Origin of the sequence: Peterkaempfera bronchialis (genome assembly GCF_003258605.2) — a bacterium.
Lineage (GTDB): Bacteria > Actinomycetota > Actinomycetes > Streptomycetales > Streptomycetaceae > Peterkaempfera > Peterkaempfera bronchialis.
Window position 1 is genome coordinate 2,140,283 of the sequence record NZ_CP031264.1, and the last position, 25,629, is coordinate 2,165,911.

The 25,629-nt window shown below is 73.4% G+C and carries 19 protein-coding genes and 1 tRNA gene; 8 read left to right on the plus strand and 12 right to left on the minus strand.

Features of this window, described 5'->3' with window-relative positions; all coding sequences use genetic code 11:
- Positions 1-21: 21 nt before the first annotated feature.
- Positions 22-94: transfer RNA gene (locus tag C7M71_RS09360), tRNA-Arg, on the plus strand.
- 182 nt (positions 95-276) lie between these two features.
- On the opposite strand, the gene C7M71_RS09365 is transcribed toward C7M71_RS09360, so the two are convergent.
- The 4 genes from C7M71_RS09365 to C7M71_RS09380 all read right to left on the minus strand — a co-directional run bounded on the left by C7M71_RS09365 (position 277) and on the right by C7M71_RS09380 (position 6,703).
- Positions 277-1,152, minus strand: coding sequence for a glycoside hydrolase domain-containing protein (locus tag C7M71_RS09365; protein ID WP_111491953.1), 876 nt, complete (start codon positions 1,150-1,152; stop codon positions 277-279).
- Between the two features lie 182 nt (positions 1,153-1,334).
- Positions 1,335-3,584, minus strand: a complete 2,250-nt coding sequence (locus tag C7M71_RS09370; RefSeq protein ID WP_111491954.1) for an endo-1,4-beta-xylanase — start codon at positions 3,582-3,584, stop codon at positions 1,335-1,337.
- Between the two features lie 264 nt (positions 3,585-3,848).
- Positions 3,849-5,861 carry a M3 family metallopeptidase gene (locus C7M71_RS09375; protein WP_111491955.1) on the minus strand — a complete coding sequence of 671 codons (2,013 nt, stop codon included), beginning with the start codon at positions 5,859-5,861 and terminating at the stop codon, positions 3,849-3,851.
- Positions 5,862-6,094: 233 nt separating this feature from the next.
- The gene (locus tag C7M71_RS09380) at positions 6,095-6,703 is read right to left on the minus strand and encodes a DUF309 domain-containing protein (RefSeq protein WP_111491956.1); all 609 of its coding nucleotides are present in this window, start codon (positions 6,701-6,703) and stop codon (positions 6,095-6,097) included.
- Between the two features lie 448 nt (positions 6,704-7,151).
- Here C7M71_RS09380 and C7M71_RS09385 point away from each other — a divergent pair, with 448 nt between their 5' ends.
- Positions 7,152-8,885 carry a bifunctional 3'-5' exonuclease/DNA polymerase gene (locus C7M71_RS09385; protein ID WP_114914285.1) on the plus strand — a complete coding sequence of 578 codons (1,734 nt, stop codon included), beginning with the start codon at positions 7,152-7,154 and terminating at the stop codon, positions 8,883-8,885.
- Positions 8,886-8,892: 7 nt separating this feature from the next.
- Here C7M71_RS09385 and C7M71_RS09390 read toward each other — a convergent pair whose 3' ends face one another.
- A complete protein-coding gene (locus C7M71_RS09390; protein WP_229758633.1) occupies positions 8,893-9,399 on the minus strand; it encodes a GNAT family N-acetyltransferase in 507 nt (168 codons plus the stop codon).
- A gap of 150 nt (positions 9,400-9,549) precedes the next feature.
- Here C7M71_RS09390 and C7M71_RS09395 point away from each other — a divergent pair, with 150 nt between their 5' ends.
- The 3 genes from C7M71_RS09395 (at position 9,550) to C7M71_RS09405 (ending at position 13,204) form a co-directional block, all read left to right on the plus strand.
- Positions 9,550-10,335 carry an SGNH/GDSL hydrolase family protein gene (locus C7M71_RS09395; protein WP_111492317.1) on the plus strand — a complete coding sequence of 262 codons (786 nt, stop codon included), beginning with the start codon at positions 9,550-9,552 and terminating at the stop codon, positions 10,333-10,335.
- 303 nt (positions 10,336-10,638) lie between these two features.
- A complete protein-coding gene (locus C7M71_RS09400) occupies positions 10,639-10,854 on the plus strand; it encodes a heavy-metal-associated domain-containing protein (protein ID WP_111492318.1) in 216 nt (71 codons plus the stop codon).
- 64 nt (positions 10,855-10,918) lie between these two features.
- On the plus strand, positions 10,919-13,204 hold the full coding sequence (locus tag C7M71_RS09405; protein WP_111492319.1) for a heavy metal translocating P-type ATPase: 2,286 nt from the start codon (positions 10,919-10,921) through the stop codon (positions 13,202-13,204).
- Positions 13,205-13,227: 23 nt separating this feature from the next.
- Here the strand turns inward: C7M71_RS09405 and C7M71_RS09410 are convergent, their stop codons facing one another.
- The 3 genes from C7M71_RS09410 to recD2 form a co-directional block, all read right to left on the minus strand.
- Positions 13,228-13,947, minus strand: a complete 720-nt coding sequence (locus C7M71_RS09410; RefSeq protein ID WP_111492320.1) for an SDR family NAD(P)-dependent oxidoreductase — start codon at positions 13,945-13,947, stop codon at positions 13,228-13,230.
- Between the two features lie 460 nt (positions 13,948-14,407).
- Entirely contained in the window at positions 14,408-15,697 is a 1,290-nt protein-coding gene (locus tag C7M71_RS09415; protein WP_111492321.1) for a citrate synthase, read from the minus strand.
- Positions 15,698-15,832: 135 nt separating this feature from the next.
- A complete protein-coding gene (gene recD2 / locus C7M71_RS09420) occupies positions 15,833-18,148 on the minus strand; it encodes an SF1B family DNA helicase RecD2 (RefSeq protein WP_111492322.1) in 2,316 nt (771 codons plus the stop codon).
- A gap of 182 nt (positions 18,149-18,330) precedes the next feature.
- Here recD2 and C7M71_RS09425 point away from each other — a divergent pair, with 182 nt between their 5' ends.
- On the plus strand, positions 18,331-18,819 hold the full coding sequence (locus tag C7M71_RS09425; protein ID WP_111492323.1) for a glutathione peroxidase: 489 nt from the start codon (positions 18,331-18,333) through the stop codon (positions 18,817-18,819).
- A gap of 138 nt (positions 18,820-18,957) precedes the next feature.
- Positions 18,958-19,635 carry a MarR family winged helix-turn-helix transcriptional regulator gene (locus tag C7M71_RS09430; protein ID WP_407675879.1) on the plus strand — a complete coding sequence of 226 codons (678 nt, stop codon included), beginning with the start codon at positions 18,958-18,960 and terminating at the stop codon, positions 19,633-19,635.
- Between the two features lie 238 nt (positions 19,636-19,873).
- Here the strand turns inward: C7M71_RS09430 and C7M71_RS09440 are convergent, their stop codons facing one another.
- Positions 19,874-20,677: a ZIP family metal transporter gene (locus tag C7M71_RS09440; RefSeq protein ID WP_111492324.1), complete on the minus strand. Its 804-nt coding sequence runs from the start codon at positions 20,675-20,677 to the stop codon at positions 19,874-19,876.
- A 183-nt stretch (positions 20,678-20,860) separates the two neighbouring features.
- Here C7M71_RS09440 and C7M71_RS09445 point away from each other — a divergent pair, with 183 nt between their 5' ends.
- Entirely contained in the window at positions 20,861-21,520 is a 660-nt protein-coding gene (locus C7M71_RS09445) for a hypothetical protein (RefSeq protein WP_114914286.1), read from the plus strand.
- A gap of 6 nt (positions 21,521-21,526) precedes the next feature.
- On the opposite strand, the gene C7M71_RS09450 is transcribed toward C7M71_RS09445, so the two are convergent.
- The 3 genes from C7M71_RS09450 to C7M71_RS09460 all read right to left on the minus strand — a co-directional run bounded on the left by C7M71_RS09450 (position 21,527) and on the right by C7M71_RS09460 (position 25,611).
- A complete protein-coding gene (locus tag C7M71_RS09450; RefSeq protein ID WP_111493638.1) occupies positions 21,527-21,961 on the minus strand; it encodes a DUF6278 family protein in 435 nt (144 codons plus the stop codon).
- Positions 21,962-22,036: 75 nt separating this feature from the next.
- Complete coding sequence (locus tag C7M71_RS09455) at positions 22,037-23,704, minus strand: restriction endonuclease (protein ID WP_111493640.1); 1,668 nt, start codon at positions 23,702-23,704, stop codon at positions 22,037-22,039.
- A gap of 209 nt (positions 23,705-23,913) precedes the next feature.
- Positions 23,914-25,611: a hypothetical protein gene (locus tag C7M71_RS09460; RefSeq protein WP_111493642.1), complete on the minus strand. Its 1,698-nt coding sequence runs from the start codon at positions 25,609-25,611 to the stop codon at positions 23,914-23,916.
- Between the last annotated feature and the right edge of the window lie 18 nt (positions 25,612-25,629).

Consider the following 25,629-nt stretch of genomic DNA (forward strand, 5'->3'; position numbering starts at 1 on the left):
AGCCCCGTCCGGGCCTGTCAGGCCCCCGTAGCTCAGCGGATAGAGCAGGTGCCTTCTAAGCACTTGGTCGCAGGTTCGAGTCCTGCCGGGGGCACACCTTCATGGGAGCCCGGCCCCTTCCGGCCGGGTTCCCTGCCATCCGGCGTCGTCGGCCCGGATGATGCGTCGATGCGGTATCCGGCTGTGTTGGACATTCCCCGGTGGGTTGGGGATAGCGCGCGGGAAGGGGCCGCCTGCGACGTCGGGGTGGAATTCCGGAGGGGGCCGGGGGCCGGGCTACTTGGCGATGACGGCGACCGGGGCGTCCCAGGCGCTGCGGTCCACGGTGAGGGTGACGCCGCCGCGGGTCTCCTTGCTGTTGACCATGTACTGGTGGCCGCGGCGGTGGCCGGTCCATAGGGTCGGGCGGTAGGGGAAGTCGCTGGTGGTGGTGTTGGTCTTGTCGTAGAGCGCGTACCAGAGGGCGTCTGGCAGGTCCGTGCGGTCCTTGGCGTTGGCGACGGCGGCGGCGCTGGTGCTCTTGAAGCCGTAGAACCCGGCCCAGTAGCCCTTGGCATGCACGGCGCGGTCCCAGGCGCGGATGTAGGTCAGTACGGAGTTGACGCAGGAGGTGTTGGAGATGTCGTACGGCTCCATATCCAGGTAGATGGCGCTGCCGGCCTTCATGCCGAGCTTGGATGCCTTCGCCACCGCGTCCGCGCCGTTCGCCGCCCCCAGCTTGGCCGCGTTGGCGGATGAGATCCGCTCCGGGTTGCGGCTGGTCTGGCACGGCGGCTGGGCACCCACATAGAGCGGGATCAGCTTCCAGCCGGACGCGGTCACCGACTTGACCCATGACGCCGTCAACTGCGGCTGCGCACAGCCCCGGTTCTTGCCGCCCACATAGACGGCCGCCGCGCCGTAGAACTTGGACGCCTTCCACGCCTTCATCGCCGACAGCGACGGGGCCGTGCAGGTGTCGAACGCGCGCCCTGTGTAGACCGACGGTGCCGGCCTCGACGTCGAGGCGGACGTCGTCGCCGAGGCAGCGGTCGGGGCAGAGCTCGACGTGGTGGCGGCCTCAGCGGTGAGCCCGCCCCCCACGAGCACGGCCGCCCCCGCGACCGACCATGCGACATAGCGCCGCCGCTTGGACATCCGATGGCTGGACACTGTTGCCCCCCAGAAAATAGGAAACGAGTCCCCTCCATGACACGGCGCGGGTCCGACGACACAGACTCCAACGCCCGGAGAGGAACGCACTCTAGTGAACCCTGACGTCAAGATCAATCAATGGTCGTCACACTCCGGCCCCCCGGCAGCTGCCCGCCGGGGGGCCGGAGTGGGATGGGGCGTCAGGCGGCGGTGCAGGTGAGGGTGGGGGCGGGGTTGGCACCGGTGTTGCCGGCCTGGAAGCCGAAGGTGGTGGCGGCGGCGGGGGCCAGGGTGCCGTTGTAGCTCATGGCGGTGGCCGTGACGGAGGTGCCGCTCTGGGTGGCGTTGGTGTTCCAGGCGTTGGTGATCTTCTGCTTGCCGGACCAGCGCCAGGCGACCTTCCAGGACCTGGTGGCTGAGGTACCGGTGTTGGTGACGGTGACCGTGGCGGTGAAGCCGCTGCCCCAGTCGCTGTCCACGTGGTACGCCGCGGTGCAGCCGGTGCTGCCGCCGGCGGCCCGGGTGGTGGCGGTGACGGCGGCGGAGGCCGGGGACGCGTTGCCTGCCGCGTCATGGGCCTTCACGGTGTAGCTGTGGGTGGTCGAGGGGGCCAGTCCGGTGTCGGTGTAGGTGGTGGTGGTCACGGTGGAGACCCGGGTTCCGTCGCGGTAGACGTCATAGCCGGTCACGCCGACGTTGTCGGTGGAGGCGTTCCAGGTCAGGGTCACGCTGTCGGCCGTGGTCGCGGAGACGGCCAGACCGGTGGGCGCCGAGGGGGCCTCGACATCCCCGGCCGGCGGAGTCGTCGGCGGGGTCGTGGGCGGAGTCGTCGGCGGAGTCGTCGGCGGGGAGGTCGGCGGGGAGGTCGGCGACTGGCCGACGATCGACCAGTACGCCGCCTTGGCCTGCAACTGCCGGTCGAAGAGCAGCGGGGCGTCCAGCCGGTTGACCGGGAAGGAGTCCAGCCAGCTGTCGTCGTCGGCCAGCCCCCAGAGGGTGACCGCGCTGATGTCGGCGCGGTGGCTGCGGTACACGTCGAACAGCGCCTTGTACTCGGCGGCCTGCTGGGTCAACGCGGCGTCCGGGATCGTGGTGTACGACGAGGTGTTGTCGGTGTAGACGCTGACGTCCATCTCGGTGATCTGCTGGTCCACGCCCAGCTGTGCGAACTGCTCGATGGTCGCCGCGGTGTCCGAGGCCGAGGGCCACTGGAGGTTGCCGTGCATCTGGTGGCCGACGCAGTCGATCGGCACGCCCTGCGCCTTGAGGGTGCCGACCAGTGTGTACAGCGTCTGCCGCCGGGCGGGCACGGTGGTGTTGTAGTCGTTGAGGCAGAGTTCGGCGCCGGGGTCGACCGCGTGGGCGGTCCGGAAGGCGTCGGCGATGTAGTCGGTGCCGGTGATCTGGTACCACATGCTGTGCCGTAGGCCGTCGGACTGGGACTCGTCAAGGACCTCGTTGACCACGTCCCAGGCGTACATCCTGCCCTGGTAGCGGCCCATCACCGCCCGGATGTGGTTCTCCAGGCGGGAGAGCAGCAGCGCCTTGTTGGCCGGGGTGGGCGTCATGGTGTTGCCGTCGGCGTCCCGGAAGACCCAGGCGGGGGTCTGGTCGTGCCAGACCAGGGTGTGCCCGCGCACCTTGATGCCGTTGGCGGTGGCGAAGTCCACGATCGGGTCGGCGTCGGTGAAGGTGAAGGCGCCCTCGGTCGGCTCGGTGGCGTCCCACTTGAGGGCGTTGCCCGGGGTGATCGAGCCGAAGTGCTTCTTCAGCAGGTCGGCGTGGACGCCGAGGAGCTGCGGGCGGCCGACGGCGGCGCCGACCGTGAAGTCCGGTGCCAGCACGTCCTTCAGGGACGGGATGTCCTGCTGGATGGGCACCGCCGGCAGGTGGGTCATGGTGAAGTCGTCGATGAGGAAGGACGGAGTGCCGCTCGCCGTCTCCACGTACACCTTGAGTACGTCGACGCTGCTCGCCGGGGTGTAGGTGCCGCTGAGCCGCGCCCAGCCGTCGCTGGTGGCGGTGACACCCGAGGCCACCGTTTCGTAGGCGGCGGCGCCCTGCCACTGGCGCTCGATCGAGAGCCGTACCGGTGTCGCCGACTCGCCTGAGGCGAGCCGCACCCAGACCGAGAGCGTGTAGGCGGTGCCCTGCTGCGCGGTGTCGAGCAGGCTCAGCGCCGGGCCCTGCCAGCTGTCGGTCCGGCCGGTCACGGCGAGGCTGTGGGTGCCCTGGTGGGCGGCGGCGGTGGAGACGGCCACGGTCTCCGGCCCCCGGGCGGCCCAGCCCTGCGTGGTGCCGGACTCGAAGTCGCTGCTGATGTCGGTCACCGGGACGGTGTCGGCGCGGGCCGGTGGGGCCGCCACCGCGAAGGCCAGGCAGAGCGCGGTGACCAGGGTGAGGCAGACCGCCGCGAACAGGGCGGCGGTCCTGGGGCGTCGTTCGGGCATGCGTCGGATCCTTCTCTGTGAACGCACGCAGACCACCGGTGGTCGTGGCACCGGGGCTGCCGGGATCACGCTGGCATCAGCCCGGCGTGCCGGAGAGGAGACTGCCGCGGTACCCCCGCGCCGGATTCCGGGCGCGAGCCGCAAGGGCGGTAACGGCCACCGATCCTAGGAGTGGCCCACCCCGCTGGCAACGACTGCGCCGAGGTGGTCCGGAAGGGGCCACCTCGGCGCGGGTCGGCGGATTATCGGGTCATCACCCGGCCATTACCCGGTCAGGCCGCGCCGGTCCAGCAGCGGTCGGATCTCCGGGTCGCGGCCCCGGACGGCGCGGAAGGCGGTGAGCGGGTCCACGGAGCCGCCCCGGGAGAGCAGTTCCCGGCGGAGCAGTTCGCCGTTCTCCCGCCGCATCCCGCCGTTCTCCCGGAACCACTCGACGGTGTCGGCGTCCAGCACCTCGCTCCAGATGTAGGAGTAGTACCCGGCCGCATAGCCCCAGGCGAAGATGTGCGCGAAGTAGGTGGTGCGGTAGCGCGGCGGAATGGCCTCCACCGCGATGCCGGCCTTCTCCAGCGCCGCCGCCTCGAACGCCTCCGCGTCGCCGGGTTCGGCGCCGGCCGGGAGGGTGTGCCAGGCCCAGTCGAGCAGGGCCGCCGCCAGGTACTCCACGGTCAGGAAGCCCTGCCCGAACCGCTCCGCCGCGTGCATCCGCTCGACCAGCTCGGCGGGCATCGGCTCCCCGGTCTCATGGTGCCGGGCGTAGTTGGCCAGGACCTCGGGCCAGACCGCCCACATCTCATTGACCTGCGAGGGGTACTCCACGAAGTCACGCGGCACCCGCAGCCCGGAGAAGAAGGGGTACCGCACCCGGGAGAAGAGCCCGTGCAGGGCGTGGCCGAACTCATGGAAGAGGGTGTGCACCTCATCGAAGGTCAGCAGCGCCGGCTCGCCGGACGACGGCTTGGCGATGTTCAGGTTGTTGACCACCACCGGCCGCTGCCCCAGCAGTTCGGACGGCTGGACCAGCGCGTTCATCCAGGCGCCGCCGCGCTTGGACTCCCGGGCGAAGAAGTCGCCGAGGAAGAGGCCCAGCGGTGTGCCGTCCTCCTCGAACACCTCGAAGACCCGCACCTCCGGGTGGTAGCCCGGCAGGTCGGTCCGCTCGGTGAAGGTCAGTCCGTACACCTTGCGCGCCGCGAAGAAGACGCCGTCCCGCAGCACCCGGTCCAGCTCGAAGTAGGGCCGCATCTCCGCCGCGTCGATGTCGTACTCGGCCCGGCGCACCTTCTCCGACCAGTACGCCCAGTCCCAGGCCCGCACCTCGCCGCCGCTCAGCTCGGCCAGCGCCTCGGCCTCGCGGGCGGCGTTGGCGACCGCCGGGGGCACCAGACGGGCCAGCAGCTCGGCGACGGCCTCGGTGGTGCCGGCGGTCTGGTCGGCGACCTCGTACGCGGCGTGGCTCTCGAAGCCGAGCAGTGCCGCCCGCTCGGCGCGCAGCCTGGCGATCCGCACCACCAGCTCGCGGTTGCTCTCCAGGCCACGGCCGACGGAGGCCGCCAGCAGCCTGCGGCGTACCTCGCGGTGGTCGAGCAGGGCCAGCTCGGGCTGGTTGGAGTAGTTCTTCAGGCTGAGCACATAGGAGCCGTCGTGGCCCAGCGCCCTGCCGTTCTCGGCGGCGGCCGCGATGGCGTCCGGGGAGAGCCCGGCCAGTTCCTCGGCGCTGTCGACGACCAGGGCGGCGGCCCGGGTGTCGGCGAAGAGGTTCTGCTCGAAGGCGGTCGCGGCGGTGGCGATCTCCTGGTTGAGGTCCCGCACCCGCTGCTGGTCGGCCTCCGTCAACTGGGCTCCGGCCCGGAGGAAGCGGGTGCGGTAGCGCTCCAGCAGCCGCAGCGACTCGGCGTCCAGGCCGAGCCCCTCGCGTGCCTGGTACAGCGCCTCGATGCGGGCGAAGAGCGGGCGGTTGAGGAGGATCGCGTCGCCGTGGGCGGCCAGCCGCGGGCTGATCTCGGCCTCGATGGCCTGCACGCCCTCGCTGGTGTCGGCGGAGGACTGGTTGAAGAAGACGTTCTCCACCCGGTGCAGCAGGGCGCCGGAGCGCTCCAGGGCCACCACGGTGTTCTCGAAGGTCGCGGGCTCGGCACTGCCCGCGACGGCCTCGACCTCGGCCAGCTGCTCGGCCATGCCGCGCTCGAACGCCGGCAGGTAGTGCTCCTCGCGGATCTCGGCGAACGGCGGCAGTTCGTACGGCAGCGTGGAGGCGCTGAAGAAGGGATTCGTCACCCGGCCGACCCTACGCCGCACCGGCGGGCACGCCCTGGGCAACGCATCTAACGGAGCCTGGGATCGCCATACGGATCACGGTGTGGATCAAGGCTTCAGGGGGGCTCCATGGCAGTGTGCGGTACGGCCGAGCGGGATGCGGCCACAGTGATCGCCTACGCCGCCGTCTCCACCCTGCTGCTGGCCGGTGCCACCCCCCGTCGGAGCCGGGAGGCGGCCCGCAGGGCCGCTGGTCAGCGGCGCAGCCGTGGGGGCGTCAGGTCGGGTGCGGCGAGGGTGCCCGCCGTCAGGCCGTGCGAGGTCCGGTGGGCCCAGTCGGCGAGGGCGGCGGCGTCGATGCCGTGCGGGGGCTGGTCGCGGTAAGGGCCGATCACGTCGGCGGCACGGCCGAGCAGCGAGGCGGCGCCGGAGGTGTTGCCCCGGGCCGCATGGGTGAGGCCCACGGCGAACTGGGCGAGGCCGCGCCAGAGTTCGCGCTCGGGGCCGGGGGTGGTCTTCCAGGCGTCCTCGAAGACCTCGTGCGCATGGAAGGGCATCCCGGTGTCGAGCAGCCGCTGCGCCTCGGCCAGGGTCTCCTCGGGCGGGCGGCGGATGCCCTCGGGCTGCCGGGCGACGCCCGGGGTCCCGTACGGCAGCGGCCTGCCCAGGCCGTCGCGGGGCCGGGCGTTGCGGGCGCGGCCCCGGGCGTCCCGGTCACGCGGTCGCGGTTCCGCGGCCGGGCCGGAGTCCGCCACGGGCGCCCCGCAGTATGCGCAGACGGCCGAGCGGCGGTCCTCCCGGAACCGTCCGCACGCGGCGCAGACCTGGCTCAGCCAGCACGCGGAGTCCCCACCTTCGTCCATGGGTCGATTGTGCCCCGTCCCTGGGGGCCGTGGGCACGGGGCGGGGAGCCGTGGGCAGGGGACACGGGGCAGGAGGCCGTGGGCAGAAAGCTGTGGACACGGGGCCATGGACACAGGGCTGTGGGCGCGGAGCAGGAGGCACGGGGCACGGGCACGGGCAGGAGGCACAGGGGCAGGAGGCACAGGGGCCGTGGGCACGGGGCGGGGAGCCGTGGGCAGGGGACACGGGGCAGGAGGCCGTGGGCAGAAGGCTGTGGACACGGGGCCATGGGCACAAGGCTGTGGGCACAGGGCTGTGGGCGCGGAGCAGGAGGCACGGGGCAGGAGGCACGGGGCAGGAGCGCGAGGTGGGGGCCGTGGGCAGGGGGCGGGGGCGATGTCGGAGACTGCGGATACCGTCGGAGGGCAGACCCTGGTGAGCAGAGCCCCGTGAACGGAGAAGGACCCCATGGCAGCCCGCATCGCGCTGGTGGCCGACCCCGACGGCCCCGGCGGGCGGTTGCAGCGGCTGGCCGACGACGGCACGCCCGCCGCGCCGCCCGAGCAGGCCGCCGACCTCGCCGCCGCGGTCGCCGCCGCCGAGGCCCGGGAGCAGCCCCGCTGGGTGTGGGCGTCGACCGACGGCGTCTACCCGGGCCTGCTGCCGCAGCGCCTCGCCCGCTGCCACGACCTGGCGCTGGTCGAGCCGCTGCTGCTCGGCCACGAGGACCGCTACGGCCATCCCCGTTCGCTGGGCGCCGCCTGGGCGCGGCTGCACGGCCTGCCCGTCCCCGAGGACCGGCCGGACAGCGGCGCACCGGACGGCCAGCCGACCCTCTTCCAGGCCGACCGCCACCAGCTGCCGCCGGGCACCGATCCGCTGCGCGCCGTGGTCGAGGTCCACGCCGACCAGCAGCGCAGGGTCGCCCGCACCGAGCATCCCGGCCGGATGCGGCTGCTCTGCGCGGCCGAGTCCGCCGGGGCGCTGGCCGCTGCGGAGATGGCGTACGAAGGACTGCCCTGGCGGGCCGATGTCCATGACGAACTGCTCACCCGGCTGCTCGGCCCGCGCCCGCCCGCCGGGGGACGCCCTCGGCTGCTGGCCGAGTTGGCCGCCGAGGTGCAGCGGGCGCTGGGCGGGCGGCCCTTCAATCCGGACTCGCACGCCCAGGTGCTGCGGGCCTTCGCCGAGCAGGGCATCAGCCTGCCGTCCACCCGCTCCTGGGTGCTCCAGCAGGTCGACCATCCGGCCGCCGCGCTGATGCTGCGCTACAAGGAGGTGTCGCGCATCCACGCCGCGCACGGCTGGGCCTGGCAGGAGACCTGGGCCCGGGGTGGGCGGTTCCGGCCGGAGTATGTGGTCGGCGGTGTGGTCTCGGGCCGCTGGGCCAGCCGGGGCGGCGGTGCGTTGCAGATCCCGCGCATGCTGCGCGGCGCGGTGGTGGCGGACCCCGGCTGGTCGCTGGTGGTCGCCGACGCGGCACAGCTGGAGCCGCGCGTCCTGGCGGCGCTCTCGGGCGATGCGGGTCTGGCCCGTGCCGCCGCGCAGGGTGATCTGTACCAGGCGCTGGCGGCGACCGCGTTCGGCGGCGACCGGGCGCGGGCCAAGCTGGGGCTGCTCGGCGCGATGTACGGGCAGACCAGTGGTGAGGTGGGTCCGCTGCTCACCGTGTTGCGGCGCCGGTTCCCGGCCGCGATGGCCCATCTGGAGGCGGCGGCCCGTACCGGCGAGCAGGGCGGGGTGGTCCGCTCCCGGCTGGGCCGGGTCTGCCCTCCGCCGTCCGGCGCCTGGCAGGAGGCCACCGGGTCGCCGGAGGCGGGGGAGGCCGGCGGGGAGGCGGGGGTGGCCGGGTGGGTGGCGGAGCCGGACGGCGACCGGGCTGCTCGGGCGGCCCGCGCCCGGGGGCGGTTCACCCGCAACTTCGTCATCCAGGCCAGCGCCGCCGACTGGGCGCTGGCACTGCTCGCCGCGCTGCGCAGGCGCCTTGCCGAGATCGGCCCGGACGCCACCGGGGGGCGGCCGCAGCTGGTCTTCTTCCAGCATGACGAGGTGGTGGTGCATGTCCCCACCCAGCAGGCGGACGCGGTTGCGGCGGCGGTCGCCGCGGCCGGTGAGGAGGCCCGCACCCTGGTCTTCGGGGCCACTGCGGTCCGGATGCCGCTGGAGGCCCATGTGGTGGAGTGCTACGCGGACGCCAAGTAGGCGGCGGTCAGCGCAGCGGCTTCTCGAACCAGTGGTCGGCGTACGGGGAGGCGTTGTAGGACGGGATCTCGGTGTAGCCGTGCCGGGCGTACAGGGCGCGCGCCTCCACCAGGTCGCGGCGGGTGTCCAGCCGCATGGTGCGGCGGCCCAGGCCGCGTGCGGCCTGCTCGGCGGCGGCGAGCAGCACCGCGCCGCCGCCGGTGCCCCGGGCGGCCGGGTCGATGTACAGCCGGGTCAGCTCGGCGATCTCGGGGGTGAGCAGCCGCACCCCGACGCAGCCGGCCGCCTCGCCGCCGTACCGGGCCACCAGGAAGATGCCGCCCGGTGGCGCCAGATCGTCGCTGGGCTCCTCCGCGAGTACCGCGTCGACCTCCTCGGCCGTCGCCTCCCGGCCGTGGTACCGGCCCACGATGTGGGTGTAGTAGCGGCGCAGCAGTCCGGCCGCCTCGGCGCCGCCGACCGGTGCGGCGGCGACGGCCCAGTGCGTCGCCTGGTCGATGGGTGCAGTGGTCACCGTCCGATTCTTGCCGCACCGTCAACCGGTTTGCCCTGGGCGGGGAGCCGGGTGCGGGTTATTCCCCGCCGGTGAGTGGCGGATGTCACGGCCCGTCAAGCCCTCCCTACGGTGGCGTAGGTCACGTCGCCGGGTTCAGGATGGGGAGCCGTGGCTGATCATTCGGAGAACTTCACCATCGCCTCGTACGCGGCAGTCGGGGACAGTTTCACTGAGGGCCTGAACGACCCCCGGCCCGACGGCGAGGGCTTCGCGGGCTGGGCCGACCGGCTGGCCGGGCTGCTGGCGGCGGGCCACACCTCGGGCGGCTTCCGGTACGCCAATCTGGCGGTGCGCGGGAAGCTCATCGACCAGATCGTCGAGACCCAGGTGCCACGGGTGCTGGAGCTCCGGCCCGATCTGGTGAGTTTCTGCGCCGGGGGCAATGACGTGCTGCGGCCGGGCAGCGACCCGGACGCGGTCGCGGAGACCTTCGAGGCTGCGGTGGTACGGCTGCGCGGCGCGGCGGGCACGGTGCTGATCTGCACCGGCTTCGACACCCGGGAGATGCCGGTGCTGCGCCGGCTGCGCGGCAAGATCGCGACCTACAACGGACACCTGCGGGCCATCGCCGACCGGCATGGCTGCACGGTGCTGGACCTCTGGTCGCTGCGGTCGGTCCAGGACCGCCGGGCCTGGAGCGAGGACCGGCTGCACCTGTCGCCGGAGGGGCACCGGCGGGTGGCGCTGCGGGCCGCCCAGGTGCTGGGCGTTCCGGTGGAGCAGGACCCGGAGGCCGCCTGGCCGCCGTCGGAGCGGCACAGCCCGGCGGAGCTGCGCCGGGAGAACCTCCAGTGGGCGCGGGAGTACCTGGTGCCCTGGGTGGGCCGGCGGCTGCGGGGCGAGTCCTCGGGCGACCATGTCGAGCCCAAGCGCCCGGATCTGCTGCCGCTCTGAGCGGCGGCAGCCGAGGTACGGGCGGACCAGAAGCGGTCTGCGGGCCGGAGAGCACCCCTCTCCGGCGCGCGGGCCGCTTTGCCGTTTCCGGCCCCCGGCCTGGCCCGGCACGGCATGGACCTGCCCCTGCCTGTACCGGGCCGACCCGCCGGTAACGGTCAAAACGGGTAAACCGTGACGCTGTCACTAGTCTCGGCCTTCATCGGCACCATCCGTCCCGACTCCCCTCCGAGGGAATACCCTAGGGGGGTATGCTGCTGAACAGAGCAGAGCAGAGCGTCGAACCGCCAGGAGGCTTGCGAGATGTCCACCACCACCGTTTTCACCGTCACCGGCATGAGCTGCGGCCACTGCGAGAAGTCGATCAGCGAGGAGGTCTCCGCGCTCCCCGGCGTCACCGCGGTCTCCGCCAGCTCCGAGGCCGGCACGGTGACGGTCTCCTCCGAGCAGCCGCTGGACGAGGCCGCGGTGCGCGCCGCCGTGGACGAAGCCGGTTATGAGCTGGTCGGCCGCGCCTGATCCGTCCGCCCGCCCGGGGGCGCAGGGCACTGCGCCCCCGCCGACCGACCCCTGGGGAGCCGTGATGAGTACACCCACGACCGTCCGCGAGCAGACGGGCCGTGTGGAGTTGGCGATAGGCGGCATGACCTGCGCCTCCTGCGCCGCGCGGATCGAGAAGAAGCTCAACCGCCTGGATGGCGTCCAGGCCACCGTCAACTTCGCCACCGAGAAGGCCCGGGTGGACTTCGACCCCCGGACCAGCGTCGCCGAGCTGATCGCCACCGTGGAGAAGACCGGCTACGCCGCCGCTCTGCCCGCACCCCCCGAACCCGAGACCGGGACCGGGACCGGGACCGAGACCACGCCCGAGACCGAGACCGAGACCGGGGCCGGGGCCACAACCGGGCCCGACCCGGTACGCCGGCGGCTGCTGATCAGCCTGGCGCTCTCCCTGCCCGTGGTCCTGCTCTCCATGATCCCCGCCCTCCAGTTCGACAACTGGCAGTGGCTGGCCTTCGCCCTCACCGGCCCCGTCGTCACCTACGGCGGCTGGCCCTTCCACCGCGCCGCCTGGACCAACCTCCGGCACGGCGCGGCCACCATGGACACCCTGATATCCCTCGGCACCCTGGCCGCCTTCGGCTGGTCCGTCTGGGCCCTGTTCCTCGGCCACGCCGGGATGCCCGGCATGCGCCACGGCTTCACCCTCACGGCCGGCACCAGCGACGCCTCCTCCACCCTCTACCTGGAGACCGCCGCCGCCGTCACCACCCTCATCCTCCTCGGCCGCCACTTCGAGGACCGCTCCAAACGCCGCGCCGGCGCAGCCCTGCACGCCCTGATGGAACTCGGCGCCAAGGACGTCACCGTCCTACGCGACGGCCGTGAGACCCGCATCCCCATCGGCCGACTCGCCGTCGGCGACCACTTCACCGTCCGCCCCGGCGAGAAGATCGCCACCGATGGCACCGTCATCGACGGCACCTCCGCCATCGACGCCTCCATGCTCACCGGCGAATCCGCACCCGTCGACGTCACCCCCGGCGACCCCGTCACCGGCGCCACCCTCAACACCAGCGGCCACCTCACCGTCCAGGCCACCCGCGTCGGCGCCGACACCCAACTCGCCCGGATGGCCCGACTGGTCGAGGACGCCCAGAACGGCAAAGCCGCCGCCCAGCGCCTCGCCGACCGCATCTCCGCCGTCTTCGTCCCCACCGTCATCCTGACCGCCCTGGCCACCCTCACCATCTGGCTGCTCACCACCGGCAACACCACCGGGGCCTTCACCGCCGCCGTCGCCGTCCTGATCATCGCCTGCCCCTGCGCCCTCGGCCTGGCCACCCCCACCGCCCTCATGGTGGGCACCGGACGCGGCGCCCAACTGGGCATCCTCATCAAGGGCCCCGAAGTCCTGGAAACCACCCGCACCATCGACACCGTGGTCCTGGACAAGACCGGCACCGTCACCACCGGCACCATGACCCTCATCGGCATCCACACCGCCGACGGCACCACCGAGCAGCAGGCGCTGCGGCTGGCCGGCGCCCTGGAGCACGCCTCGGAACACCCCATCGCCCGCGCCATCGCCACCGCAGCGGCCGAGCGCACCGGCGACCTCCCGCCCGTCACCGACTTCACCAACACCCCCGGCCATGGAGTCCAGGGCACCGTCGACGGCCACACCGTCACCGCCGGACGCCACCGACACGCCCAGCCGCTCCCGCCGGAACTGGCCACCGCCCAGCGCACCGCCGAACAGGCCGGACACACCGCCATCACCGTCGCCTGGGACGGTCGACCCCGCGCCGTCCTGGAAATCGCCGACACCGTCAAACCCACCAGCGCCCAGGCCGTCCGCGACCTCCGCGACCTCGGCCTCACCCCCATCCTGCTCACCGGTGACAACCACGCGGTGGCCCGGACCGTCGCGGCCGAGACCGGCATCGACCAGGTCATCGCCGACGTCCTCCCCCAGGACAAGGCCACCGTCATCCGCCGCCTCCAGGACCAGGGCCACTCGGTGGCCATGGTCGGCGACGGCATCAACGACGCCGCCGCCCTCGCGCAGGCCGACCTCGGCCTCGCCATGGGTACCGGCACCGACGCCGCCATCCAGGCCGCCGACCTCACCCTCGTCCACGGCGACCTCCGCACCACCGCCGACGCCATCCGCCTCGCCCGCCGCACCCTGGGCACCATCAGGGGCAACCTCTTCTGGGCCTTCGCCTACAACACCGCCGCCATACCCCTCGCCGCCAGCGGACTCCTCAACCCCATGATCGCCGCCGCCGCCATGGCCTTCTCCTCGGTCTTCGTCGTCACCAACAGCCTCCGCCTCCGCCGCTTCCAGCCGCAGGCCGGCTGACCTCGGCGAACCCGGTCGGCCGGTCAGCGGCCCAGCAGCTCGCCGCCGTTGCAGTTGAGGATCTCGCCGGTGATGTAGCCGGCCTCCGGCGAGGCCAGGAAGTACACGGCGGCGGCGACATCGTCGGGGTCGCCGATCCGCCCGAGCAGGGTCCGGCCGGCGCGGCGGGAGACCTCCGCCTCGTCCAGCCTCGGGCCGAAGAACTCGGTCCCGGCGACGGTGCCGGGCGCCACGATGTTGGCGGTGATGCCCGACGGGCCGAGCTGGGCGGCCAGGAAGTGGTTCCAGGCGTGCAGAGCGGCCTTGGCCGCGCCGTAGGAGCCGGCGCCGCGCAGCGCCGCGATGGAGCTGACGGTGACCACCCGTCCCTCCCCCGGGGTGAGCCGGTCGCGGACGGACTCGGTGAGCAGTACCGCCGTCATCACATTGCGCTCGAAGTCGCCGCGCCAGCGGGCGAGCAGGGCGTGCGGGCCCGGGCCCATCGCGGTCTCGCGGCTGCCGGCGTTGTTGACCAGCACGTCGATGCGGGCGGGCAGCGTCTCCAGCGCGGCTTCGACGGCGTCCGGGTCGGCGAGGTCGCAGACCAGCGGGGTGACCCCGGGCCCGAGTTCGGCGGCGGCCCGTACCAGTACCTCGCGGCGGCGGCCCACGATGACGACCCGCTCCCCGGCGGCGGCGAAGCGGCGGGCCACGGTGCGGCCGATGCCCGTGCCACCGCCGGTGACGACGACGTTCCTGGCCATGCGTCTCTCCCTGCGCTGGTCGGCCCACCGGGCCTCGGTAGCAGAACGGGTGATTCCTATCACGGAGGGTGAGCGGGACCGGCGGCGGGGTGCCGCTGAAGGCGCCTGGCAGGGGTGGTTTTCCGGCTCGGGGCGGGCGGGAGAGCTATCTCACACGACAGTCCGGCAACCTCGCGGGGGGTTCCGCGTCATACCTTTAGAGAGCGGCGGTCGTGCGGGTTCGCCCGGACCTACCGCCGACGGGGTTCCGGCGGACCCCGGCCGGACCGTCTTCGCTGGGCGGTCCACCTCGCACGGCGCCGTGACGCGGCCAGGGACGCTTTGAGCGGCCGTCCCGGGTCGGCGTCCGGCGTCGTGCGCCGCCCCCGTCGCGAGGCGGGGAAGACTGCGGGCCCGGCTGCTCTCCCCCCTGTCGGGGGGAGAGCAGCCGGGCCCTGCCATGCCGGGGTGCCCGCTGCGGTCAGCGGTCGCCGAGGGCGACGTAGTCGCGGATCTCGACACCGGTGTAGATCTGGCGCGGACGGCCGATGCGGCTGCCCGGGTCCTTGATCATCTCATGCCAGTGGGCGATCCAGCCCGGCAGCCGGCCGAGGGCGAACAGCACGGTGAACATGCTGGTGGGGAAGCCCATGGCGCGGTAGATCAGACCGGTGTAGAAGTCGACGTTGGGGTAGAGCTTGCGCTCGACGAAGAAGTCGTCGGAGAGCGCGTGCTCCTCCAGCTTCAGCGCGATGTCCAGCAGCTCGTCGGCCTTGCCCAGCTGGGAGAGGACGTCGTGCGCGGCGCCCTTGATGATCTGGGCGCGCGGGTCGAAGGACTTGTAGACGCGGTGACCGAAGCCCATGAGCTTCACGCCGTCCTCGCGGTTCTTCACCTTGCGGATGAAGGCGTCGACGTCGCCGCCATCGCTCTTGATCTTCTCCAGCATCTCCAGCACGGCCTGGTTGGCGCCGCCGTGCAGCGGGCCCCACAGGGCGGAGATGCCGGCCGAGATGGAGGCGAACTGGTTGGCCTGGCTGGAGCCGACCAGCCGCACCGTGGAGGTGGAGCAGTTCTGCTCGTGGTCGGCGTGCAGGATCAGCAGCTTGTCCAGCGCGCTGACGACCACCGGGTTGAGCTCGTACTCCTCGGCGGGCACGGCGAAGGTCATCCGCAGGAAGTTCTCGACATAGCCGAGGTCGTTGCGCGGATAGACGAACGGGTGGCCCACCGACTTCTTGTACGCATACGCGGCGATGGTGGGGAGCTTGGCGAGCAGGCGCACGGTGGAGAGGTGCCGCTGCTCCGGGTCGAACGGGTTGTGGCTGTCCTGGTAGAAGGTGGACAGGGCGCTGACCACCGAGGACAGCATCGCCATCGGGTGGGCGTCGCGCGGGAAGCCCCCGTAGAACCGCTTGACGTCCTCATGCAGCAGGGTGTGCTGCGTGATCTCGTTGCGGAACTCCGCGAGCTGCTCGGCGGTCGGCAGCTCACCGTTGATCAGGAGGTATGCGGTCTCGATGAAGCTGCCGTGCTCCGCCAGCTGCTCGATGGGGTAGCCGCGGTAGCGCAGGATGCCGTTCTCGCCGTCCACGAAGGTGATCGCGGACTTGTACGCAGCGGTGTTGCCGAAGCCGTTGTCCAGCGTGACCAGGCCGGTCTGCGCACGCAGCTTCGAGATGTCGAAGCCGGCGTTGCCCGCAGAGCTCTCGACGACGGGGTATTCGTACTCGCCGTCCTGGTACCGCAGTACTACCGAGTTGTCGCTCACGTCTTCCTCACCGACGAATGAAACCTCTTCCAAGGTGCCCTGACTAGGTCTACCTTCCCCCATCCGGGGGACAGCCGCCCACCCGGGGTGGCCCAAAGGAGGGCGGTGGCATGCCTTCGTTCCTTGAACGCCACGCTAACCGGCGGCCAGCCGGTGGTCGAGGGCCGAGTGCCGCCGACCTGCGCTGACGGTACGCACCGCCTGGCCGAGCGCCTTGCGCGAGCCGACCAGCACCACCATGCGTTTCGCCCGGGTGACGGCCGTGTACAGCAGGTTGCGCTGGAGCATCGTCCAGGCCGAGGTGGTGACCGGGATCACCACCGCCGGGTACTCGCTGCCCTGGGAGCGGTGAATGGTCACCGCATAGGCGTGCGCCAGCTCGTCCAACTCGTCGAAGGCGTACGGGACCTCCTCGTCCTCGTCGGTGAGCACCGTCAGCCGCTGCTCCTCGCTGTTGATCCCGGTGACCACGCCGACGGTGCCGTTGAAGACGCCGTTGGCCCCCTTCTCGTAGTTGTTGCGGATCTGGGTGACCTTGTCGCCGACCCGGAAGGTGCGGCCGCCGAAGCGCCGCTCCGGCGCGTCGGGGCGGGCGGGGGTGACGGCGGCCTGGAGCAGCACATTGAGGTTGCCCGCGCCGGCCGGGCCACGGTGCATCGGCGCCAGCACCTGGATGTCGCGGCGCGGGTCCAGCCCGAACCGGGCGGGGATGCGCCGGGCCACCACGTCCACCGTCAGCCCGGCGGCACGCTCGGCGTCGTCCTCGACAAAGAGGAAGAAATCCGCCAGGCCCTCGGTGATCGGGGGCAGGCCCTCATTGATCCGGTGCGCATTGACGACCACACCGGACTGCTGGGCCTGGCGGAAGATCCTGGTCAGCCGTACGGCGGGGATGGGCCCACGGTCGGCGAGCACATCGCGCAGCACCTCGCCGGCGCCCACCGAGGGCAGCTGGTCGACATCCCCCACCAGCAGCAGATGGGCGCCGGGGGCGACCGCCTTGACCAGCTTGTTGGCCAGGATCAGGTCCAGCATGGAGGCCTCGTCCACCACCACCAGATCGGCGTCCAGCGGATTGTCGCGGTCGTATGCGGCGTCACCGCCCGGGCGCAGCTCCAGCAGCCGGTGCACGGTGGACGCCTCGCAGCCGGTGAGCTCGGACAGCCGCTTGGCGGCCCGGCCGGTGGGGGCGGCCATCACCACCTTGGCCTTCTTGGCCAGCGCGAGGGTGACGATGGACTTCACGGTGAAGGACTTGCCGCAGCCGGGGCCGCCGGTGAGCACCGCGACCTTCTCGGTGAGCGCGAGGCGCACCGCCTGCTCCTGCTCGGGCGCGAGGTCGGCGCCGGTCCGGGTGTGCAGCCAGCCGAGCGCCCGCTCCCAGTCGACCTCGGCGAAGCCGGGCATCCGGTCGGTGTCGGCGCGGAGCAGCCGCAGCAGCTGGTTGGCCAGCGAGATCTCGGCGCGGTGGAAGGGGACCAGGTAGACGGCGGTGACGGGGGCTCCGCCCGGGTCGGGGGAGGGCAGCTGCTCGCGCACCACGCCCTCCTCGGCGACCAGCTCCGCCAGGCAGTCGATCACCAGGCCGACGTCCACCTGGAGCAGCTTCACCCCGTCGGCGATCAGCCGCTCCTCGGGGAGGTAGCAGTGCCCCTGGTCGCTGCTCTGCGACAGGGCGTACTGAAGGCCGGCCTTGACCCGCTCGGGGCTGTCATGCGGGATGCCGACCGCCTGCGCGATCCGGTCGGCGGTGAGGAAGCCGATGCCCCAGACGTCGGCGGCCAGCCGGTAGGGCTGGTTCTTGACCACGCCGATGGAGCTGTCGCCGTACTGCTTGTAGATGCGCACGGCGAGGGAGGTGGAGACGCCCACGCCCTGGAGGAAGACCATCACCTCCTTGATGGCCTTCTGCTCCTCCCAGGCGGCGGCGATCAGCTTGGTGCGCTTGGGACCGAGCTTGGGGACCTCGATCAGGCGGGCCGGCTGCTGCTCGATCACCTCCAGGGTCTCGGTGCCGAAGTGGTCCACGATCCGCTCGGCGAGGCGCGGGCCGATGCCCTTGATCAGCCCGGAGCCGAGATAGCGGCGGATGCCCTGGACGGTGGCGGGCAGCACCGTGGTGTAGTTCTCCACCGTGAACTGCTTGCCGTACTGGGGGTGCGAGCCCCAGCGGCCGTGCAGCCGCAGCGACTCCCCCGGCTGGGCGCCGAGCAGCGCGCCTACGACGGTCAGCAGGTCGTTCGCCCCACGGCCGGTGTCGACGCGGGCGACGGTGTAGCCGGTCTCCTCGTTGGCGTAGGTGATCCGTTCGAGCACGCCCTCGACCACGGCGAGCTGCCGCTGCGCTGCCTGCCCCGTCTGCCCTGCCTGCCCCGTCTGGCCCGCCTGTCCAGCCTGCCCCGCCTGTCCAGCCTGCCCCGTCTGCTGCTGGACCGCCGCGCGTCCGCCCATGCGTCCACCCCCTGCGGTCTGCGGTACGCCTCGGCACGAACCGTACCCCGTGGCTCCGACATCGGGGGCCGGCTCCGCTGCCTGCACCACCGGCACGGGTGAGGCCGCCGGGAACAGCTACGGGAGCGGGGCGGTTGTCGCTGCCGCACGATCTGCGTCCCGAACCCTCGAAGGGAACTCCCGTGAGCCTGTACGACATCCCGCTGCGCACCCTGACCGGCGAGGCCACCTCGCTCGCCGACTACCGGGGCAAGGCCCTGCTGCTGGTGAACGTCGCCTCCAAGTGCGGCCTGACCCCGCAGTACGAGGGCCTGGAGCGGCTTCAGCAGCGCTATGCGGAGCGCGGCTTCGCGGTGCTGGGCTTCCCCTGCAACCAGTTCGCGGGGCAGGAGCCGGGCACTGCGGAGGAGATCCTGAGCTTCTGCTCGACCACCTACGGGGTCTCCTTCCCCCTCTTTGAGAAGACCGAGGTCAACGGGGAGAACCGGCACCCGCTCTTCGCCGAGCTGACGCAGGTGGCCGACGAGTCGGGGGCGGCGGGTGACGTCCAGTGGAACTTCGAGAAGTGGATCATCTCCCCGCAGGGTGAGCCGGTGGCCCGCATCCGGCCGCGCACCGAGCCGGAGGCCGAGGAGGTCATCGCCGCGATCGAGGCGCAGCTGCCTCGCTGACGCGCCGCCGCGCCGGGGGTCGGGGGTCGGGCGGGGGTCGGGCGGGCTCAGGCCGGGTCGCCCTGGTTGCGGTGGACCAGGGCGGGCGCGCCGGTGTCGCGCGTGCCGAAGCGGACAATGGTGAGCGTAGCTCAACATGTGCCTCCCTCACCCTGCCGCTACGCTGGGCGACCACCGCGCACCGAGGAGCCCCGCCATGGCCCCGCCGACCACCCTTCCCGCCCCTCCCCCGACGGCCCGGCCGCCGCCGACCCCGGCGATGCAGCCGAGTTCAGCGACCCTGCCGAACCCGAAGACACCGCCGACCCCGAAGACACCGCCGAACCCGGCGACGCCGCCGAGCTCGCCGACGCGCTGATGCGTGCGATGAAGCGGATGCGCCGGCAGACCGCCACCCGCCTGGAGCCGTACGGCATCACCCCCGGCCAGGGCCGGGCCCTGCGCGTCCTGGCGCACGCCGCCGACTGCGAGACGCCCGGCCGCGCGATGCGCCTCAGCGAACTGGCCGACCGGCTGCACATCGCCCCCCGCTCGGCGACCACCGTGGTCGACGCACTGGAGGCCTCCGGTCTGGTGGAGCGCGTACCGGACCCGGCCGACCGGCGGGCCGTCGGCCTGCACCTCACCCCGGCGGGCCAGGGAGCCATGCAGCGGATCGGCCGGGTCCGGCAGGAGGTCGCGGAGGAGTACTTCGCCGGAATCAATGCGGAGGACCGGGAGGCGATGCTGCGAGCCCTGCGGAACGCGGAGGCGTCATACGCGGCGCGGGCGGAGTGCTCGGGTCGGGGGCGGCGCCGCTCCGGCGGCGCGGCCTGAGCGCGGTCAGGCCGACCCCGGCGATCACCAGCGCGGCGGCGCAGCCGGCCTGCGGGCTGATCCGCTCGCCGAGCAGCAGCCAGGCCGACGACATGCCGAAGACGGGGACCGCTCTGGCGGCGGCAGGCGTCGCGCCGCCCGGCGATCACGGCGGCGCTGGCCGCGATGCGGGACCACTGGCCGCCGCGCGGGGCGGCGCCCGATCCGCTGGACGGCGCTGCGGCGGCCGGCGGCGCTCTCAGGCCAGGCCGATGACCAGCCATATGAAGAGCGCCCCGGTGACGGTGCAGAGCAGGGTGACCCGGGAGGGGTGGGCGCTGTGCGCCTCGGGCAGGATGTCCGAGGTCGCCAGGTAGAGCAGGAAACCGGCGAAGAACCCCAGGTAGAGGCCGAGCAGCCGGGTCGGGATGGTGAAGGCCAGGGTCACCGCCGCGCCGGTGACCGGCGCCAGCGCGTCGGCGGTCAGCAGTGCGGCGGCGCGGCGGTGGTTGTTCCCGTACAGCCGGATGACGGTGTACGTGTTGAAGCCGTCGGCGAAGTCATGGGCGATCACGGCGATGGCGACGGCCACCCCGACCGTCCCGCCGGCCTGGAAGGCGGCGCCGATCGCAAAGCCGTCCAGCACGCTGTGGCCGACCAGGGCGGCCCCGGCGGTGAGGCCGATGCCCGGGAGTCGGCCCGCCCGGGCGTCCGCGGGCGCGAGCCGGTGGCCGTGCGGGTGTGCGTGCGGGTGTGCGCTGCCCAGATGGTGGGTGTGTGCGGCGTACTCGTCCTCATGGCCCCGGTGGATCGCCACCGAGCGCTCCACGATGTGCAGGACCAGGAAGCCGAGGACAAAGGCCAGCAGCGCGGCGGGGACGCCCAGGAGCAGGCCGGGCTCGGCCCGCAGCGACTCCGGCAGCAGATCGAAGGCGACGACGCCGAGCATCAGACCGGCCGCCAGGCCGAGCACCAGGTGGCGGCGGTCCCCGATGTGCTGGGCCACCCAGCCGCCGAGCAGGGTCATCAGAAAGGCGCCGGAGGCGACCAGGACTGCGGTCATGCCCTCGCTCTCTCGCGCGTGCGACCGCCGAGGCTGCCGGGCGGCCGGGGCGGCGTTCGTCCGCCCATCGTGTGTACGGAGCCGCAGGGGCCGCCCGCGCTGCTGCTCCGTACGGGCGGAACCGGGTACGGGCGGAACGGGGTGCGGGCGGAACCGGGTGCAGGCGGACCACGTCGGATTGGCATGGATGCGACGCACATCGACCGGTCCACGGTTCCGACCGGCCCCCCGGCCGGACGCCATCGGGCGGCGGCCGGTCTGCTGGCCGCCCTGCTGAGCATGGGCGCGCTGACCGCCTGCGGCTCCGCCGCGCCCTCGGAGGTCTCCCCCGGGGTGGACCCGCCCACCACAACGCCGTCCGGCCGGATCACCGCGCCGCCGTCCGCGCCGCCCACCACGCCGCCGTCCGCTGCCCCGGCCGGGCCGCACCGGGTGGCCAGCGGGCTCGACTACCTCCATGCGGCGGTCGGCCTCTCCGGCGGCGCCGACGCGGTACTGACCACCCCGCAGCAGGCCCGGAGGTACCCCGGCTGGTTCGACCGCAGCGGGGAACGCACGGTCGCCGCCCAGCTGCGCGCCCGCCTGGACCGCCCGGGCACCGTCCACCCGGCGCCCGGCCAGGCCCTGGTCGCGGTGGTCGGCACGGCCGGATGCGGCCAGCCGCGCAGCGCCGAACTCTGGGCGGACGGCAGCGACCTGACCGTGCGCTGGACGGGCGCCGCCACCGTGCCGCCGGAGTGCCTGGCCCCGTTCAAGGCCGTGGCGGTGTTCCGGGTGGCCGCTGCGGCGCTGCCCGAGCATCCCACCGTGGAGGGCAGGCAGCCCTCACCGGCCGGGCCCTGACACCGGTCAGTCCTCCTCCACCTCCGCATAGACCGCGGCCAGCTCCGGGTAGCCGTCGGTGGCCCAGCCGTGCCCCATCCGCACCACGTCCAGCTCCCTGCCCGCGCGCAGCAGCACCACCGGGCGGCCGTCCGGCCAGATCCGCCAGACCGCGCCCGGCACCGTGCGGACGATGACCGTCCCGAGGTAGAGGCCGGCGTCGTTGCCCAGCCACTCCGACGCCTCCGGGTCGTCCCGCCAGCGCGGCAGCAGCTGGTCCAGAGCGGCGAGCGAGGCCCGGCTGTCGTCCAGCACGACACCGGCCTCGTCCGCCTGCTCGCGCAGCAGCTCGCACTCGGCGAGCAGCCCACCGATCCCTTCCCCCGCGTCGGTCCCGTCCGGGCCCGCGCCGATCGTCTCCTCGTGTCGTGCCCGCCACCGGTCCATGAAGGCGATTCCCATGGCCACCAGCCTGACAGGCCGGGGCCGCCGGGAACAGGACCTGCCTGCGGATGGCCCAGTCGCCGGGCCGCGCGGTCAGCCCTCGCCCGCCAACTCTTCACCCAGATGGGTGCGGAGCAGCAGGCGCAGGCGCTCACCGTCGATCAGCAGCAGGCCGTCCTCGGCGGCGGCGAGCTCGGCCGCTTCGGGGGTGAAGTGGGTGGTGGTCAGCCAGAGCCCGCCGTCGGCCGACTCCTCGGTGACGGCCTCGTCCAGGGTGCGTACCGCGTCGGCGTCCACGCTGCCGGGGCGGCGGGCCGCCCACACCACCCAGCGGCCGGGCAGCGCAGTGCCGTCGGTGCCGTCGGCGACCGCGACCAGACCGTCGCGGCCCTGGAGCCGGGGTGTCCAGCCGTCGAGCCCCATCCGGGCCAGCAGCTCCCGGACCAGTCGGCCGAACTCGGCCGGCGACAGGTCGGCGGCGGCCGGCACGGCCGCGCCGGCGGTGGCGTGCGGCGGGACGGCGACGGGACCGTATGGGTCCGGGGTGACCGTGGAGGGCAGGGCCCGCAGCACGGCGAGCGCGTCCTCCAGGTCGGGGGCGGCCGGTGCGGGGCCGGCCGGCAGCAGCCGGGTGCGGGCCAGGTCGTCCCGGTCGGCGTCCACGGTGAGCAGGCAGCTGCCGCCGGGGGGTGTGCCGGGGCCTCGGACATAGCCGTTGAGGACGACGCCGCTGAGCACCTCGTCGCTGTCGGCGGCCGCCACCGCGTGCAGGGCGCGCAGCGTGAGGCGGGCGGCGAGCTGGAGGTAGTGGGTGGCGCGCTCGCTGTCGGGACGCGGCACCGGCTCCAGCCCGCCGCCCTCCGGGGCGGGGCGGTAGCCGGCGACGGACGGGACGATCTGCGGGGAGGGCAGCTCCAGGTCGAGCACGGCGGTCCGGGTGAGCGGCCGGTAGGCCGCCCGGCAGGCCGTGGGCAGGTCGGGGGTGGCGTGGCCGGCGGCGGCCAGTGCCCGCTCCAGGAGCGACTCCACGGCGGCGGGCTCCCCGGCCCGGTAGGCGCGGTGGCACTCGTCCAGGGTGGCGTTGTACTCCTCCACGGCGCGGGCGCGGGCCAGTTCGGCGCGCTCATGCTCGATCCGGTCCCGGTGGACGCGGTCCTGCGGGGCGGCGCCGCCGTCGCCCAGCAGCTCCTGCTGCTCCCGCCATTCGCGCAGGGCGCGCTGGTGGCGCAGCCGGGCCTGGGCGCGCTCCCGCTGGTAGGCGGGGTCCAGCAGGCGGCGGCCGGGGCCGGCGTCGGAGCCGTCCGGGTTGTCCTCGGAGCCGTCCGGCGGCTCGGGCGGCGCGAAGTCCTCCCAGCGGGGCGGACCCGCCGGGTCGGGCCCGGTGTACGGGCGTGGCTCGTAGAGCCGCCGCTGGGACGCGAAGTCCACGGCCGGGCCGGGTCGGGCCGCCCGGCTCAGCAGGTCGAGGAAGCGTGCCAGTTCGGCGGCGGCGGTCGCGGTGCGCTCCCGGGCGAGACGGGTGTCGCGGTCGCGGTCCCCGGGCTCCTCGCGCCCGGGGGTCGCGGTGCCTTCGTCCAGGGCGCCTTCGTCCAGGGTGTCGGCGTCAAGGGTGTCGGCGTCAAGGGTGCCGGCGTCCAGGGTGCCGGCGTCCAGGGCGTCGTTGCCCTGGGCCGGGACCAGCCCCTCCGCCGGGTCGTCCGGGCCCTGGCGGCCCGGAATGCGCGGGAAACGGCCGGTGCTGCGGCTCTGCGGGTACTGCATCGGCGGTCGCTCCCCCGTGGTCGGCTTCGTCCGGTCGCGCGGTGTCGGTCCTCGGTGGTCGGCTCTGGTCGATGCCGCAGTAGGCACACCTCGCCGACCCCCTCAGGCATTCTCCCGTCCGGAGGGAGTTTTGTGGGGGATCACCGAGAGCTTTCCGGCGGACGGGGATGCGCCGGGGCGCGGGAGCCCGCACCGGAGGCCCTCCCGGTTCAGTTGGTGCGGGTGTTGGTCAGGTGCAGGCCGATGTAGCCGATGTAGATCCGGCCGGTGCCGGAGCAGTCGTCGAGGTAGTGCAGCCGGGGTGCGGTGCCACCGCCGCCGATCCGCAGATGGGCGCCCATGAAGGCACGGCCGGACGGGTCCACGGTCTGCGGCACGGGCAGCATCCGCTCCTTCTTCCATTTGGCGTTGGTGGACACGGTGTGCGACTCCCCGCGCACCGCCTTGCGCGGCGGGAAGGGATGGCAGCCGGGCGGGGTGTGCTCGCACCACTGCTTGAAGTCGCCCCCGGCCCGGCCCTGCACGGCGGCGTCCGCGTAGTCCTGAAGGGCGAGCAGGCCGTCCCAGGCGAGCCGGGCCCAGCCGGACCCCGCGTTCTGCTCGTCCAGGGCCATCGCCTCCTTGGCCTCCCCGGTGAACACCAGGGCCGGGAACTCGCCCAGCCGGGAGACCAGATCGGAGAAGGATGCGGGGGTACCGTCCTCGTCGTCCTGGGCGTCGGTGGCCACGGTGGCCGGGTCGGCCGCGGCGGGCCCGGCGGCGGCGACCAGCCTGCGGGTGAGCACCCGTACCTGTGCCCGGGCATGCCGCAGCGCGTCGTACTGCTCGTCCGCCTCGGCGAGCAGGGTGCGCTCCAGCCGCTCGGCACACCTCAGCTGGAGGCGGATGTGCTGCAACTCGTCGACCCCTGCCTGCTGCTCCTGGGCGGTCTCGTCGGCGAGGGCGGCGGCGGTGGCGGGGGACGGCTGCGGCAGGGGGAGCACCCGCAGCGGCGGGACGTCGGCGAGCACATCCGGCAGCGGGGTGTCGGCGGCGAGCCGGCGGGGCTCGCGGGCCAGGATGGCGGCGGCCCGGCGCGGATTCTCCTCGATGAGGTGGCGGGACATCACCGGGTGGTGGACGCCGTCGCCGCGCGCGGCGGGGTCGAGGCCGGGAAGGTAGGTGCGGACGGCGCCGCCGTACACCGGGTGGTACTCCAGGGCCTGGTTGAAGGCCGGGCGGGCGGAGTGGTCGAGGACATAGAGGACGGCGAGGCCGGTGAGGTTGGCCAGCACCGGTTCGACCGTGTCGGCCAGCCAGGAGTCGCGGTCCAGGTTGGCCGGGATGCTGGCGACCACGATCGGCAGCCGGCGCTCCGGATCGCAGAGCTCGTCGATGACGCGGTCCACCTCGCGGGGGCCGATGACGGTCGGATGGTCGCGGACGGCACCCGGGCCGTCGGCGGCGTCGAGCAGCGGCAGCAGGCTGCGGGCCAGGTCGGGGACGGGCACCCGGCCGGAGGTCCGCACCGAGGGGCCGCTGGGCAGGTGCTCGGCCTCCAGCCGGACCCAGGTGGGGCCGCCCGGCGGGGTGGCGACGGTGAGGGTGGTCTGCCGGGTGCCGTGCGGGGCCGGCTCGCGGACCCGGCAGCGTAGATAGCGCCCGGAGCCGCCGCGCAGCCGCCCTGTGTCGAGGTCGAGGGAGGTCCGGTCTGCTATCCGGTAGCGGGTGGCCTCCGGTGGGCCGGGCTGGTCCGGGACGGTCGCGGGCGCGGGTGGGGGCTCGTCGTACCCCTCCCGCTTCAGCCAGCCGCGCAGCCGCTGGTCGGCCAGGGCTGCGGTGTCGGTATGGCCGTGGCCGCTGGTGACCACCATGCGGTAGCGGGTGGCTGGTGAATCGGCCTGGTCTGACGGGGTCTGGTAGGTCATGCGCAGGTCCTCCCGTGG